We start from the raw sequence: 14384 nt of genomic DNA on the forward strand, positions 1-14384 counted from the left end.
CGCTTCAGTCCTCCGGGTCCCCAAAATTGGGCTCGACCCGCATCGTTCCGAGTCGGTAGTATTTGACGCCTGACGGGTCATCCCATTCCACAACGACCGTCACCACCGCCAGTCGAACTTCGGTTTCCCGCGAAAAACCCTGATCATCTTCATCCAGACCCTGCACACCGTCTTCAGCGCCAGCGCGGCGAATCACCCGTTCCCACCGAAACCCGTCGCCGATCTCCCCCTGCGATTCTGTAGCGATCAGCTCCGGCGACCAGAGGGAAGAATCGAGCAGCGCTTTGGCATGCATCACCGCTTCCGAGCGGCGGCCTGCATTTCGCGCCAGCTGCATGGAACCGCCGAAAACTTGCAATGCCGACACCACACCCAGCCCGAGGACCGCCATGCCGATGGAGATCTCGATGAGGGTAAATCCTGATTCCCCGCGGCGACGCACCCTAACGCTCCTCGTCTGTCACGGTGACAAGTCCGATCAACGGATCCACGGACACCACATAGCCAAGCTCTGCAGGATAGTCGCGATCGCCGATCAAGAGCTGCATTCCGCTCGAGCTCCCGTTCGGAAAAAATCTCACCCGAGAAAAACCGAACGAATTTCGTTCTCCGCCAGCCACCTGACGCAAGGCGGCGGTCGAACCGATCTCGATCTCGCGAGAAAAACCTTCCAGCTCGACTCGGTTCTCCTCGACCAGAACCAGCAACGACTGCGGCTGGCCGGTTCGGACAGCCTCCGTCTGCATGGTACGCATGGCCCCCGTGACTTCACGCACCGCGCTGCGCACATCCCGCGCCCGCGAGCCCGCATTGATCGCGGGCGCCACCAGGGCCATCGCCATTCCGACGATCACCATGGTGACAATAATCTCGATCAGCGTGAACCCCTCGGCATCGCCTCCGACAGATGCCGCGCGCTGGTCCGGCCGCACGCGAGCCGACAACGATGGGGACCGTAATGACCTCATCCAGATACGACGACCTCAGCCGCGTTGCCCTGTCCACCCGTGCGTCCATCCGAGCCGAAGCTGCCGACATCATAGGTCGCCCCTGACTCCCCGGGATTACGATAGAAATAAGGATTCCCCCAAGGGTCCACCGGGATCGGGTCGCGCAGATAGGGACCTGACCAACGACCGGCAGTGCCGGGGCGACTCCGTAAAGCCTCCAGCCCCTCTTGTGAAGTGGGATAACGGCCCACGTCGAGGTGGTACATATCCAGAGCGTTCCGCAGGCTTTCCAGCTGTACTCGCGCGGTCTGCGGCTTGGCCTTCTCGCTCTGACCAATGAAGTTCGGGGCCACCAGAGCCGTCAGACCTCCGATAATCACCAACACCACCAACAACTCGACCAGGGTGAAACCCGATTCATCCGGGCGCTTTCGTTCTTTCGAATTTCTCCACAACATTTACAATCTCCGCTGCCTCAGAGAGGCATGTTATTGACGCTGAAGATGGCCGAGAACATGGCCACAACGATAAAACCCACCACCAAACCGCCGACGACCAGGAGCAGCGGCTCGAGCATATTGGTCATTTGCGTCACGGCCGCACGAACTTCCTTGTCAAAATAATCCGCGACCGTGATCAACATTTCATCCAGACGTCCGGTCTCCTCGCCAACGCTGATCATCTGCAAAGCCAACTGCGGGAACACGCCGCTCTGCGACAAGGGACCCGCGACACCATCGCCCCCGCGAACCCCGACTTTCACCTCATCGATCGCGGCCGCCAGGACCACGTTGCCAGCCACATTGCGAACGATATCGAGCGCCTGCAGCATCGGAACGCCACTGCGCAACAAGGTGCCCAGAGTTCGTGCGAAGCGCGAGACCGCAACTTTTCGCGTCAACTCGCCAACCAGAACCAGCCGCAACTTGGTGCGATCCCAGGTGACCCGACCATCCTCGGTCCCGATCCATTGGGCGAAACCGAAAGCCGTCCCTCCGACCAACAACAATCCGAGCCACCAGTAGGACCGGAGGATCTCGGAGGCGCCCATCAGGATCGCGGCTGATGTCGGGAGCGCGGCGCCAGATTGCGCAAAGACAGTGGAGAATTGCGGCAGGACATAAACAAGAAGGATCGCGACCGAACCGAAGGAAGTCAGCAACAGAATGGTCGGATAGACCATGGCGGAGCGGACCTCGTCGCGCAGCTCGGTCGCGCTCTCCAGATATTCCGTCAGCCGCTCGAGCACCTGATCCAGCACGCCGCCGATCTCACCCGCCTTGACCATATTGACATAGAGAGATTCGAAGACATCCGGATGCTCATTGAGAGCCTCGGCCAGCGACTTGCCTCGTTGGACCTCCGTCAACACCTCTCCGGTAACGCGTTTCATCTCTTCGCTTTCGGACAACTCGGAGAGAATCTGGAGACTGCGGTCCAGCGGCAAGCCGGCGGTCAGCAAAGTCGAAAGCTCATGGGTGAAGACAAGCAAATCCGCTGTCTTGATCCCCCGCTTGAACGAAATCGTCGGCAGCGAAATATTGCCCAATCCAGTTCGTTCAGGCCCCGGTTCGGCGACCCGCAACGGCATCAGACCGCGATCCTGCAGGCGCGCAGCAGCCGCAGTCCGATCGCTGGCATCAATCATCCCCTCGAGGACTTTGCCGTCGGCATCCGTTGCGCGGTATTGAAATTGGGCCATAAACGCTATTTTTCCTCGAGGCATACGCCGACACAGAACCTGCGTTGCGCTCTATGGACGACGGGAAAGACCGAAAATTCGCCCTTTCTTTGGATACCGGACCTGAAGGCCTGCCTCAATCGATGTACCCGAGGGCGCGCAGCTTCTCGCGACGCAAAGGGTCCACATCAGCCTGCTTTACCCTCTGCTTATCGGCAATTTCACGCTGAATGCGGCATTTTGTGGCCCAAACGTCCAGAACAGCCTGCAGGCGCGACAGCTCGGCGCCATCCTCGGCCGGCAAATCGGCCCAATTCGCAAGAGGAATCGGGGTTTTCTCGCGAGGGTCGAGCGATAGATCATAGGCGATATCGCTTTCTCTGGTGCTCTCCCTATGGATTTTGAATCGGCTCGCCGAGAGCGCCCGCATGCCCCCCGGCGCCGTCTCGGCGTAGTGGAAAGTCTCTGCCCGCGGAGCGCCCGTCCACAGAGGCTGCAGGCTTGTGCCATCGATTCCCTGCGGGACTGGCTGCCCCAGCAACTCCAGCACGGTCGGGACGATATCCTGCAACCCGACGACCTCGACCGGATGCGCCCCCGCGGGCACTCCTGGTCCGGCGACAATGAGCGGAATCCGCAGAACTTCGTCCCATACCCAAAACCCGTGTCCCGACGCGTCGTGCTCGAAAAAGGCCTCGCCGTGGTCGGATGTCACCACGATCAGCGTCGTGTCACGCAAACCAAGCGAATCCAGTTCGTCCAACAATTCCCCGACAAGGTCATCGAGGTGACGAACCAATTGGTCATAGCGGAGAATATCGTGATCCGCGGGATTATGCCCGGGTTCGGGGACGCGATTCCCGACCTGCGGGGCGGGCTCATCCTGATAAAGCGAGGCATAGGGCTCGATCGGAACCCGAGGGGCATGCACCTGATAGGTGTGCACGAAAAGAAAGAATCGTCGGTCTGCCAGCTCTCGCAAGGCCGTCCGCGCGGCTGCAAAGGTCTGCGGTCCCAAGCCCGTCGGCGCGGCAATGCGCCCATCCGCTCGAGGGGTACCTTTGAACTCGAGGAAGGCATCAAACCCGCGGGCAAATCCCCAGGGCGCGCCGACGAATGCATTCTCGGTAACGGCGCGGGTCGAATATCCTTCCGCGGAAAGAATTTGAGCCAGACTCCTCAGATCTTCGGGCGGCTGATCTTCGACGTGCACCCCCCAGACCCCATGCGTGCACGGGGAGGCCCCGGTCAGCATGGTCATATGGGAGGGCGGCGTGGAACTCGCCGGAGCCCGAGCGGTTTCGAAACGAACACCACGGGCCGCCAGCGCCGTCATGCGAGGCGTGGTGGGTCGCGCCGCACCATAGGCCGACATCCGATCCGAGCGCAGCGTATCCAGCGAGATCAGGAGAACGTTCTTCCCCTCCGGGCGGGGGGCTTCCGTATGCAGGAAACGAGGCGCGCCGAGCACGACCGAGTCTCCCCCCTCAGCCGTGCCGGCCTCAAGTGGCCGCGCCACCATGCGAAGCGTCACTACCTGACCTGCCAGGGAACCCGCGCGAAGCCGAAAATCCTGCCAACCAGCAGTCTCGACCCGCCGCGACTCAACCGGCAAGGTTTTCCTATCCGATGTGCGTATCGATACGCGCAGCTCCCATGATTCGTCAGACGCCGGCAGACCGAAGGAAGCCAGCAGACTCGCGTTCGGAGGGACGCGAAGGTCAGGAATTTCCCAGACGCCCGGCTGCACCAGCAAAGGCTCTTCCTCGGCAATTACCGGGCGAGTCTGATGTGCCACCTCGGCCAATCGTGTCGGCACCAGAGGTGCCCCCAGAACCTCTAACGCCGCGGCCTCGAGCGGCCCCGACAGAAGCAGAAGGACCACACACAGAAAACGAAATCGATTATCCAACCCAGGCCTCCAGAACTCGTGCCAGCAAGCCGCGGGCCTCCGGCCACCGTCGTTTCAGCTCGCCCATCTCCTCTGCTGACAGCCCCCCGCCGGGTACCCCGGGAAGAATAGCGGGTGCATCGAGCTGCTCGAGCCGGTATCCGGAGGTCAGCAAGCGCATCGAGAAATCCGCGGCACTCGCGTTGTCCCCCAGACGCTCCTCGAGGCCGCCGACCCGGAGAAAGACCCGGCGGCGAATCAGCATCCCGTTAAAGGACATCCGAGAGAGTCGCTCCGTCTCCCCCGCCTCCTCAGCGCCCTCGGCCAGACCCAGTGCGCCGATTTGCCGATCTCCGTATATCGCGCGCAGTCCTGCCTCCAGCCAATCGGTTCCGGTCGGCAATTGTCCTGATCGCAGGAAGACCAGAACTTCGGTCGACGAGGCGCGGACCGCCATCGCGAGCCCCGACATCGACGGACCTCGGGGGTCGCGGACCAGGGAAATTTCACCCGCAGTCTCGCGCCCGAGAAGCTCCGCAAAGCCCGCGCCTTCCTCGGGATCAATCACCACTGCGATATCATAGGCCGCAAGCCCGCGAGCCTCGCGCAGCTCCTGGATCGTCTCCTCGAGGCGCGAGCGATCCTTTGCCGCATCCACAACGATGGCAAGGCTCGCCTTCTCGAGAACGGAAGGGAGGTGAGCGCCCGCATCTTCGGCTTGCGCAAAATCGTGGATCAGACGAAGACGCTCGCTGGTATCGGCGAGCAATCGGGTCGTAGCCCGATCGGCAGCCACAAGATCCTGCGCGACCCGGACCAATGCGCGCTCGTCATCAGGATGAAAGGCGCGCTCCGGGCCCGCGAAAAGGATCGGCGCGGGCTTGTCGTAGATCACCCGGGCGCCTGCGGCAGCGGCCTCACGCGCAAAGGCCACACACTCAGGCGCTGGCAAAAGGATCAGCACACGCAACCGCGCGTCGGAGCGGCTCAACCAATCGCGCCAGACCGCAATGCCGAACGAAACCCGCTCAGCGGGAACCGGCGGCGCCTCGAGCTCCTCGGGGGCACTCCAGAAGAGAACCCGGCCCGGAGCCTCCAGACCGGATAACCATCCCCGGGCCCGGAGCGAGACCTCCCGGCAGGGCGCAAGGACCAGCCATTCTTCGGGCACCACCTCTCTAGGAACCGAGGGCTCGTGAACTTCCTTCGCCCCGCCGTCTCGGAACCGGAGCCGCCGCCACCAACTCCCGCTCATGAGGAGGGCCCTTTCGACAGTCCACCCCAGGGGCCGGGCCGCAAGAGCTCGGGGCTGTCCGTAAAGAATTCATTCAATCGAGGTTCCGAGGCCAGCTCATCCCCGGCTTCCCGGATCTCGATCGCCAATTCGCAGGCGAAGGGTCGCACTTGCGGCAAGCCGGAATCCACCAAAGCCAGCAGTAAAAGCCGCAAGGCTTCGCCCGCACTCGCGCCCGCCGATTCGATCCGTTCCCGCCAACCGGCAAGACCATCTCTGCGCAGAGCCCGAACCAAAGCCAGCGCTCGCTCGCCTTCGCTCGCGCTCGTTACGGCACCGCTTTGATTGGCGCCGTGCCAGCGCACCTGCACCAAACGATCGGGAAAGCGATGAAGGTCGCCGCGCGAAGCCAGGCGCAACCACAGGTCGTAGTCCTGAGCGATGCGCATCGAGGGATCGAAGCCCCCGGCCTCAAGCGCCGCCTCTCGCGAGAATAAACCACAGGGCGCCGAAAGGCAGTTGCGATCCAGCAAATCGATCGCCACCTGAGGGCCCGTGGCGGTGGGCATATCAAACCATGCCTGAGGAGCGGGGTCCGGTAGCGACCGTAAATCCGCATCCACGACCTCGGGTAGACAGAACGATGCGACGCTGCCCGCCGCCGCGGCCAATTGCCTTGCCAGGCAGCCGGGCAAGAGGCGGTCGTCCGAGGGAAGGAATTTCACCCAGCGTCCGCGAGCCTCGGAGAGAGCCCGATTCAGAGCACGCGAGAGCCCCCGGTTTTCTTGTAAAAACACCCGTAAACGAGGGTCTTCGACCGCCTGAATCCGGGCCGGAGAGCCATCGGTTGAACCATCGTCGACGACGATGACCTCGAGCGAAACGCCCTCCTGCAACAGGCAGCTCCGAATCGCCCCCTCGACGAACAACGCGTGATTGTAGCTCGAGACCAGAACACTGATATCCGGCCCTGGCTGGTTGGCGTCCTTTTGCACATATTGGTTTTGGCAGACTCGGCGACACCATGCATACGAACGCCACAGAAGTCTCTCAGGATCGCGCGGGTTCGCGGCTCTGCCCACCGCCGGGCCGGCATTTGCCGCAAAGGTCGGAGCTCGATCCAGTCGACTCAGTCGGTCGCGGTATCCCGGATCGCGCCGACAACGATATCCACCATCGGCTCCCAGGACGCGGCTGCCGAAGCAGCGGTAATCGACGCGTCGGAGAATTTCTTGCCGTCGAGAACCTCGCGCAGGGCCTCCCCCAGAGCCAGCGGCTGATTCGCAGGAACCACCCTCCCGTTCTCGCCGTCACGAATCGCTGCGGCGACCGCACCCACATCGGTCGCGATCACCGGACGACGATTGGCGAATGCCTGCGGCACGACGCCCGACTGGGTGCCCTCCCGATAAGGCAAAACCACGACGGTCGATGCTGCAAAATATCTCGCGGCCTCGGCCTCGGAAACAAAGTCGTCGACGACCTCGACCTGTGAGGCCAGCCCCGCCGATTCGATATAAGACATTGCGGGTGCGCGATCGTAATACCACTCGCCAACAATCAAGGCTCGCCATGGCCGGGCATGCCCTCCCAATGGAGCGAGTGCCTCGAGAAGGACTTCCACGCCCTTGTAGCGACGAACGTGACCAAAGAACAAGAATACGATCGCTTCAGCATCGATCGCCAACGAGGTACGTGCTTCGGCTGACGTCAGCCTCTCCCCGGCCTCGGGGGCGGGATGCTCGACAGTCTCGATCGGACCCGAGACGCCCAGATCCCGCAGCGTGCGCGATTCGCTTGCGGCGTGAGCAAGGCAGAGGTCCCCCGATTCGTAGCCAAGGCTTGCCAGTGGTCCCCAGAGCCACGCCGGGCCATCATGTGGCCGCGCATTATGCACCATCCACACGATCCGAACACCCGCTCTGCGCAGGTCACGTGCCAACCAGCTCAGCGCTGGGGCAAAAAAAGGATGCCAGCGCTGCAGCACGAGCACGTCGGGTCCATACGCCTGCAGGGCACGGGCTGTGGCTTGCCAGCTCCGCGGGCCGATCGAGTCGAGGATTGCCTGCGGGGGCGGATCGCCGAGGTCGCAAACCGGATCATCCGCGTCGAATTGCGTCGTGCCCGGGAACAGGATCCCCGGATATTGGCGCTCGAAACTGAACACCTGCACCTCGTGTCCGGCTCGCCGGAGAGCGCTCGCCCAACGGGCCGTGTGCAGGGCGATCCCTCCGCGCAAAGGATGGATCGGCCCGACCAGCGCCACCCGACTCACGCGGAAGCTTCCGCGGCGGCATCCGGTGAGAGCGCAGCGCGGCGTGCCACCGAAACAACCAATCCGAGAACGATGCCGGTCATCAAGCCATCCACAGGATCTCGCAGGAAATAATGCACAAGATTATGGGCGAGGATCCCGAGCACCGCGAAGCTGGCCCCGGTGCCGATGCCAGCCCACGCTCCGCTCACTCGGGCAAAGGCACCTTGCGCTCGAATCACCGGCCCGAGGAAGAAAAAGGCAACGAGGATTACCCCCGGCAATCCGAGTTCGACCCAAAGGTGCAAAGGCAGGGAGTGCGCGTGCCCGAGAAACCAGAAACGACTGATCTCGAGAGAAGAACCGCCGACCAGCAAGGACCAATTACCCGCGCCCGCACCGAGCCACGGCCGCAGGGCAATCTGCTCCTGCGCAAAATCAAAGATGATCTGTCTCGACCCGATCCCGCCATGCGATTGAAAAGCCCATACGCCGATCAAGAGTGCGCCGAGGCCGGCGGCAAGCAGGACAGGAATCGCATCCCGACGCGCCTTGTCAGAAATGCGCATCCAACCGGCACAGACAACAGCCCCGCCAAAAATAGTCGCCATACCGCCGGTAGAACCCGTCGCCCACGCGGCAGCGCACGCCGCAACGACACCCATAGCTGCCATCCGAGGCAATACTCCGGCGAGGCCGGCGCCCACCAGTACCAACCCGCATTGCTCGGTAAATTCGGCAAGCCGGTTCGGGTGCCAGAAGAGCGCCTTGCCGCGAATATTATCCTGAAAATCGATGACCCTCATCTTCAGGCCGGCGGGGTCGCCGAGCGGCACAATCCAATGCATCCGCTCGGAGAATGCCCAAAGAGCATGGGGAACAATGGCAACCACCATCGCCAGAACCAGCAGACGCGGATCCTGACTCTCGTCTGTGGCCGCCAGCCATGCCGCGCCCACAACCACCAACCATTTCAGCAACAACCCCGACACAAAAGCGGGTTGCAATGCCCAAACCGATGAGGCCACCAGCCAGATCGGAAACAACAGGGTGGCGATCAGAAAAAAACGCTGCTCGGCCAGCATTTTGACGATCGCCTCGCCGCGCCCGAGCAGAGAGCCAAGAAAAAAGGGAATCGCCGGATAGAAGTCCTCGAAAAAAGGCACCCGCCAGGGAATCAGAACGATCAGGACCGGCAGAGTCCAGGCCGGCCGCTTCCAGCCGAGAAGACCGCCGAGGAGAAACAACAGCCCGGCCCCCAACCACATCGGGGCGCTCACGGTCGGAACTCCGCCCAAGGCTCGTCGAGAAGGATGGACACAATTCGTGCCGATGCCTGACCGTCGCCATAGGGATTGACGGCCACCGCCATCATCTGATGCGCGGCCGGGTCCTGCAGCAGGATATTGGCCTCGCGCACGATCGTCTCCTCATCGAGCCCCACCAATTGGACCGCACCTGCGGCCACGGCTTCGGGGCGCTCGGTTGTCTCGCGCAATACAAGCGCCGGCACGCCGAGAGAGGGGGCTTCCTCCTGCACTCCCCCCGAATCACTCAAGATCAATGTCGCTCCGGCCATCAACTGCACGAAGGGAAGGTAGTCCAGGGGGGGCAAAAGATGAATCCGCTCGACCGCACCGAGTGCTTCCTCCATCACCCGACGCACATTCGGGTTGCGGTGCAGCGGGTAGACCATCTGCACATCGGGGTTTTGGTCGACGATCTGCTCCAGCGCGCGTGCGATCGACTGCATCCCGGCACCGAAACTTTCGCGGCGATGTGCCGTCACCAGAACGAGTCGGGCCGATGCGCCAAACTCCGGCAGTCCGAGGGCCGCGGTTGCCACAGCAGGCTGGCGGCGAACCCATTGCAGCGCATCCACGACGGTATTGCCGGTCACGGCCATCGTTTCCGAAGCGAAACCTTCGGAAAGAAGATTCTCGCGCGCCTGTGGAGTCGGCAGAAAATGTCGTCCGCTGACGGCATCCGCGAGTCGTCGATTGAGTTCTTCAGGGAACGGCCGGGCGAGGTCTCCGGTGCGCAGCCCTGCCTCGATATGGCCGACCGGAATTTTCCGGTAGAAGGCCGCCAGGGCCGCGACCATGGCGGTCGTGGTATCGCCCTGCACCAATACCCAATCCGGGGCGATGTCAGCGAGCACTTTGTCCAGAGCCAACAGCGCACGCGCGGTGAGAGACGCCAATGTTTGATCCGGCTCCATGAGATCAAGATCGATTTCCGGCTGGATCGCAAAGAGACCCAGAACCTGATCCAGCATCTCGCGATGCTGTGCTGTGACACAGACAATGGTTTCGACGCCGCGCTCGCGCGCCTCGAGAATCACGGGCGCCATCTTGATAGCCTCGGGCCGCGTCCCCAAAACGACCAGAATTTTCATGCTGGCTCCTGTGGCAGAAAACGGTGTGGCAGGCCGACCAGCCCACGAGGCCCCGGCGGTATTTCGCCCTGCACACGAAACTCGATTTGGACAGTATCGTACAGACGCGTTCCGGTCTCATCGAGAGCATGGGCGCGCAATCGATAGCCTCCGGGCAGCAGCGGCAGATCCGGAAAGCTCAGCTCGAACCGGTAGAGGCCGGGCGCAATCTTTTCGGGCTGCACCCCGTCCATATCACTGGCGACGCCGTATACCGGGACGAGTTCTGCCGTCGTGATCCCCAAAAAGACATTCGGAACACCAGCCGGCGCTGCCACATCAATTGATATGCGCGCGGCGCTCCCGGCGGGCAGCTCGTGGCACTCGCTCCCCGCTGTGTCGCGCAGAGACAAGCGGGTCACCTCAAACGGCAACCCGGACTTCGTGCCGCTGTCGTGTTCTACCCCCGCAGCCGCGGAGTCGTCGTTATCGATGGCCCCCAACGACTCCCGGTAGGCCCGGACCACGTCTGCGGTTTCACCAAGCGCCGCAGTCTCTCCATTCTCCAACCAGAGGGCTCGACGACAGAGGCGTCCTATTTGGCCGAGGTCGTGCGAACAGAGAACCAGAGTCCCGCCGCCAGCGAGGAACGCATCGAACCAACGCTCACATCGGTTTTGAAATTCGGCATCCCCGACCACCAGAACTTCGTCGGTAATCAGAATCTCGGGTTGCAGAACCGAGACAGTCGCAAACGCGAGCCGCAGCCGCATTCCATCGGAGTAGGTCCGGATGGGGTCCTCAAAGCGATCCGCCAACCCGGAGAACTCGCGCACGGCAGACAACTGCCCGCTCGCAGCCCGCCGCGACATCCGCAAATAGAGCGACAGCATGCTCTCGGCGTTTTGACGACCCGTCTCGAGCGGGTGAAACCCCGTGCCGAGGTCAAGCAGACTGGCAACACGCCTTTGTGTCTCGACCGTCCCTTGCGTGGGTTGAATCGTACCGGCGAGCACGCCCAGAAGCGTCGACTTCCCCGCCCCATTGCGCCCAATCAAACCGAGCGTATCACCCGCTTGGAGCGAAAAGGAGACCTCGGCCAGAGCGTCAAAGGATCCTGGTTGCTCCGACAAAGGGCTTGCGGGTTTCGCAGACGCCGCAGCAGTGAGTGGATACCTCTTGGTCAGGCCTCTGGCCCGAAGAACGACCTCATCCAAAACGGAGGCCGCTCAGGGCTGACTTGCCCGCACACGAGGGTCTTCGGGAGCATGGATCGATCGGACGACCGCGATGAAGGCATCCAGATTCATCGACGCCTTGTATTTCGCGGCAAGCTCATCGATTCGACGACGGCGGACGTCGGCCCGAAAACGCTGCGATAGTGCCTCCGCAAGCCGCGGACGGCAGTCTTCGAAGAGCAAGGTCCCGGCACCTTCAACGTCGAGCATCTCGATGAGCCCCCGACTCTGGGGCAGACTGATCACGTTGCTTCGTTCCCCCGGGGCCAATGCAAGAACCTCTTCGCCCATCTCGTTTCCCTGCAGGGTCTGGATGTCCACCCAACCCGAATCGCCACCGGTGCCAACCGTGCGAAAATCGGAAGCATCGTCCGCAACCACGGCAAAAGCTTCGCCCGCAGCCAATCTTTCCTGAATCTTGGCAAACCGGGCTTCGGCCGCCGCGATCTCTTCGGGCGAAGCATGTTTGCCCCAGAGAACACCCGCACGAGCCAGCCGAACCCGACCCGAGGACGCACAAAGTCCCGGCTGCAACTTGTACAACTGCTTCAGTTCCATGTCCGCAGGCTTGTATTTGGTTCCCATGAGCCAGGTCAGATAATCGGCTGCCAGAAACTGGTCACGAGTCTTGTTCGCAAGAGCCACCTTCTCCGGGTTGGACTCGAAGTAACCATCATCCCTCGCCCCCCGCGCAAAAAGCTGTGCACGGTACCAGTCCAAGGCTAATGTCCGGGCTGCGTTGTCGTCGTAACGAACTTGCGCAATCAAGTCCGGATTATCGGCAATATAGGCGGCACGCACATCCGAGGTGAGGTACTTCTGCCCCTCGATCTCCGCGACCAACTCCTCCGCTGCCTCTACCGGGACGACCAGACATGCCGCGAACGCAAGCCCTAACACTACCCTCAAACTGATAAACACAACCGAAATCACGAGACTCGTACCTTGTTCCTTTCCCATTCCTTCACGAGGATGAACACAACACCGCAACGCGCACAGCGCCCGCGCACCCTAGCGCCAATTTTGCGCCGTTCCGACAAGATCCTGACTCCATGAACATCCAAAAGTCTCCAAAATGCGGGTCCCAAAGCCACCTGCGTCTAGCATGCTTCTTGCTTCCATCTTGATACCGGAACCGTCCGGAAGGCTCATCATAAATTGACACTTCTATCGCTACTGCAGTATAGTGAAACCGAGGGGAGCGCTAGGTGCCGACGTTGACTCGGCCGCGCTAGGGAGGATTCAGGGGATGTTAAAGCTCAAAAGTGCGATCATGGGGTCGGCTCTCGTCTTGCTTGGTGGAGCGGCTGTCGCCGTTGCCCAGTCCGAGCAGCGTAATATTGAGGGCGATTTTTTCATTGGCGGCAAGAGTTGCGGCAAAATGGTGTGGTATTGGCCGGACAAGAACTACCCCGAGGCTGGATTCTCGTGGGAGATCGAGGATTGCGACCAGCTCAATGCACTGATGGACGGGACAACTCCGCCAACCCCTCCCTCCCCGACGCCGGAACCGACGCCGACGCCGATCATCGACCAGGGAGAATGCCCGATCGGGGCAAAATGGCTGACCCAGAATCTCGCCGAAAATGTTGTTGGCTTCGACAGCGTCATTTTCGACCCCAACGAGACCAAATACTTCTGCCTTCGGCTGCCCGAGAGCGGAGGCAATGCGTTCAAGCTGTTACTGCACGTATCCGGCCTCTACAACGACCACGGTTGCGAGCAAATGGTGTTGGAAGCAACAGTCCCGGCCGAGAGCACCGTCAACCCGGCACAGCTGCAAAGCATCCGCAGCCGCGCCCCGGACCTGCGGATCGCAGCCGGCTTCACCTGGCAAGACCAGAATCTGGCGCCGCCTGGGCTTTACGTTCTCAAAGCCACCGAAGCCAAGGGCGTACGCCAACCTGGCGAGAAAGTCTGCCGGAATTACAGGGTTTATGCTGTTGTACAGTATTGATTTCAGAGGTTATTCCGCTACCGTCGGCAGCTAGCCGGGGGAAGAGTGACCAAGTTTTAAAAGGCTCCACCTTCGGGTGGGGCCTTTTTTGTGGGGTTTCACCATCGTATTGCCCGGACGTGGCCTGTTACCCAGGCAGGCATTATGGCGTGCTCCGCAGTCGACCCGCCGGGGGCCTCGAATCGCTCAGGCCGCTTGGAACGATCTCGCGGTCTCAGTCCCTCTGAATCCGATATAGAGATGGCATCGGGCGAGCCTTGCGTGGTCCTCGAGGTGCTCGGGCACGTCCACGAGTTCCCGAATAAAAGCCGTGCGGAGAAAGCCCGATCGCGGATTGGCGCGTTGCAGCGAAATTGCTCAAGTCCCGATCCTGGCAGGGACCATCCGCGTTCCCATGTAGGGACGCAAGCGGGCCGGCAGTGCGGTGCAAGCACGGTCAGCCACCTCCTGCTGAACGGGATTATACTCGATCATGCCGGCATTCAGCTCAAGGCCACACGGGACTCGGCCCCTATTCGCCGCAGGGGAGACTGGTGGGGAGTGCTCTTGTCAGGCACAAAAAGAAAGGGCCGCACCCCCGAAGGAGTGCGGCCCCACCCGCCTGACAGAGTCAGGCGTTGCTGTGTTGAATCAGTCTTAGCTGCTCTGACCGAACATGATGATCTGCTGATTCGACGTCATCGGAATCGCGTTGCCGTACGTGCCACCGGCGTTGCCATTCTGATAGGTCTGAAGAACCAGGCCGGTTGCCGGCAGGCCAACGAAGCCTTCCACAGGAAAGCCAAGAACCGACTGGTTCGTG

13 protein-coding genes are annotated in these 14384 nt (G+C 61.8%); 1 reads left to right on the forward strand and 12 read right to left on the reverse strand.

Going from position 1 to position 14384, the window contains the following annotated elements; all coding sequences use genetic code 11:
- Positions 1-4: 4 nt before the first annotated feature.
- The 12 genes from P8K07_11875 to P8K07_11930 form a co-directional block, all read right to left on the reverse strand.
- The gene (locus P8K07_11875; protein MDG1959213.1) at positions 5-442 is read right to left on the reverse strand and encodes a type II secretion system protein; all 438 of its coding nucleotides are present in this window, start codon (positions 440-442) and stop codon (positions 5-7) included.
- Position 443: 1 nt separating this feature from the next.
- Positions 444-968, reverse strand: coding sequence for a prepilin-type N-terminal cleavage/methylation domain-containing protein (locus P8K07_11880; protein MDG1959214.1), 525 nt, complete (start codon positions 966-968; stop codon positions 444-446).
- Positions 965-1408, reverse strand: coding sequence for a type II secretion system major pseudopilin GspG (gene gspG / locus P8K07_11885; GenBank protein ID MDG1959215.1), 444 nt, complete (start codon positions 1406-1408; stop codon positions 965-967). The genes P8K07_11880 and gspG overlap by 4 nt, the downstream gene beginning before the upstream one ends.
- Before the next feature lie 17 nt (positions 1409-1425).
- A complete protein-coding gene (locus P8K07_11890) occupies positions 1426-2652 on the reverse strand; it encodes a type II secretion system F family protein (GenBank protein MDG1959216.1) in 1227 nt (408 codons plus the stop codon).
- A gap of 115 nt (positions 2653-2767) precedes the next feature.
- Positions 2768-4543: a sulfatase gene (locus P8K07_11895; GenBank protein MDG1959217.1), complete on the reverse strand. Its 1776-nt coding sequence runs from the start codon at positions 4541-4543 to the stop codon at positions 2768-2770.
- The gene (locus P8K07_11900; protein ID MDG1959218.1) at positions 4536-5777 is read right to left on the reverse strand and encodes a hypothetical protein; all 1242 of its coding nucleotides are present in this window, start codon (positions 5775-5777) and stop codon (positions 4536-4538) included. The genes P8K07_11895 and P8K07_11900 overlap by 8 nt, the downstream gene beginning before the upstream one ends.
- On the reverse strand, positions 5774-6751 hold the full coding sequence (locus tag P8K07_11905; GenBank protein MDG1959219.1) for a glycosyltransferase: 978 nt from the start codon (positions 6749-6751) through the stop codon (positions 5774-5776). The genes P8K07_11900 and P8K07_11905 overlap by 4 nt, the downstream gene beginning before the upstream one ends.
- Positions 6752-6885: 134 nt before the next feature.
- A complete protein-coding gene (locus tag P8K07_11910; GenBank protein ID MDG1959220.1) occupies positions 6886-8031 on the reverse strand; it encodes a glycosyltransferase in 1146 nt (381 codons plus the stop codon).
- On the reverse strand, positions 8028-9290 hold the full coding sequence (locus P8K07_11915; protein MDG1959221.1) for a hypothetical protein: 1263 nt from the start codon (positions 9288-9290) through the stop codon (positions 8028-8030). The genes P8K07_11910 and P8K07_11915 overlap by 4 nt, the downstream gene beginning before the upstream one ends.
- The gene (gene wecB, locus P8K07_11920; GenBank protein MDG1959222.1) at positions 9287-10408 is read right to left on the reverse strand and encodes a UDP-N-acetylglucosamine 2-epimerase (non-hydrolyzing); all 1122 of its coding nucleotides are present in this window, start codon (positions 10406-10408) and stop codon (positions 9287-9289) included. The genes P8K07_11915 and wecB overlap by 4 nt, the downstream gene beginning before the upstream one ends.
- Positions 10405-11520: an ABC transporter ATP-binding protein gene (locus tag P8K07_11925; protein ID MDG1959223.1), complete on the reverse strand. Its 1116-nt coding sequence runs from the start codon at positions 11518-11520 to the stop codon at positions 10405-10407. The genes wecB and P8K07_11925 overlap by 4 nt, the downstream gene beginning before the upstream one ends.
- 96 nt (positions 11521-11616) lie before the next feature.
- Positions 11617-12585 carry a peptidylprolyl isomerase gene (locus tag P8K07_11930; GenBank protein ID MDG1959224.1) on the reverse strand — a complete coding sequence of 323 codons (969 nt, stop codon included), beginning with the start codon at positions 12583-12585 and terminating at the stop codon, positions 11617-11619.
- A 289-nt stretch (positions 12586-12874) separates the two neighbouring features.
- On the opposite strand from P8K07_11930, the gene P8K07_11935 reads away from it, so the two are divergent.
- Complete coding sequence (locus tag P8K07_11935; protein MDG1959225.1) at positions 12875-13582, forward strand: hypothetical protein; 708 nt, start codon at positions 12875-12877, stop codon at positions 13580-13582.
- Positions 13583-14384: the final 802 nt, after the last annotated feature.

It is taken from the genome of Candidatus Binatia bacterium, from assembly GCA_029248525.1.
Classification (GTDB): domain Bacteria; phylum Desulfobacterota; class Binatia; order UBA12015; family UBA12015; genus UBA12015.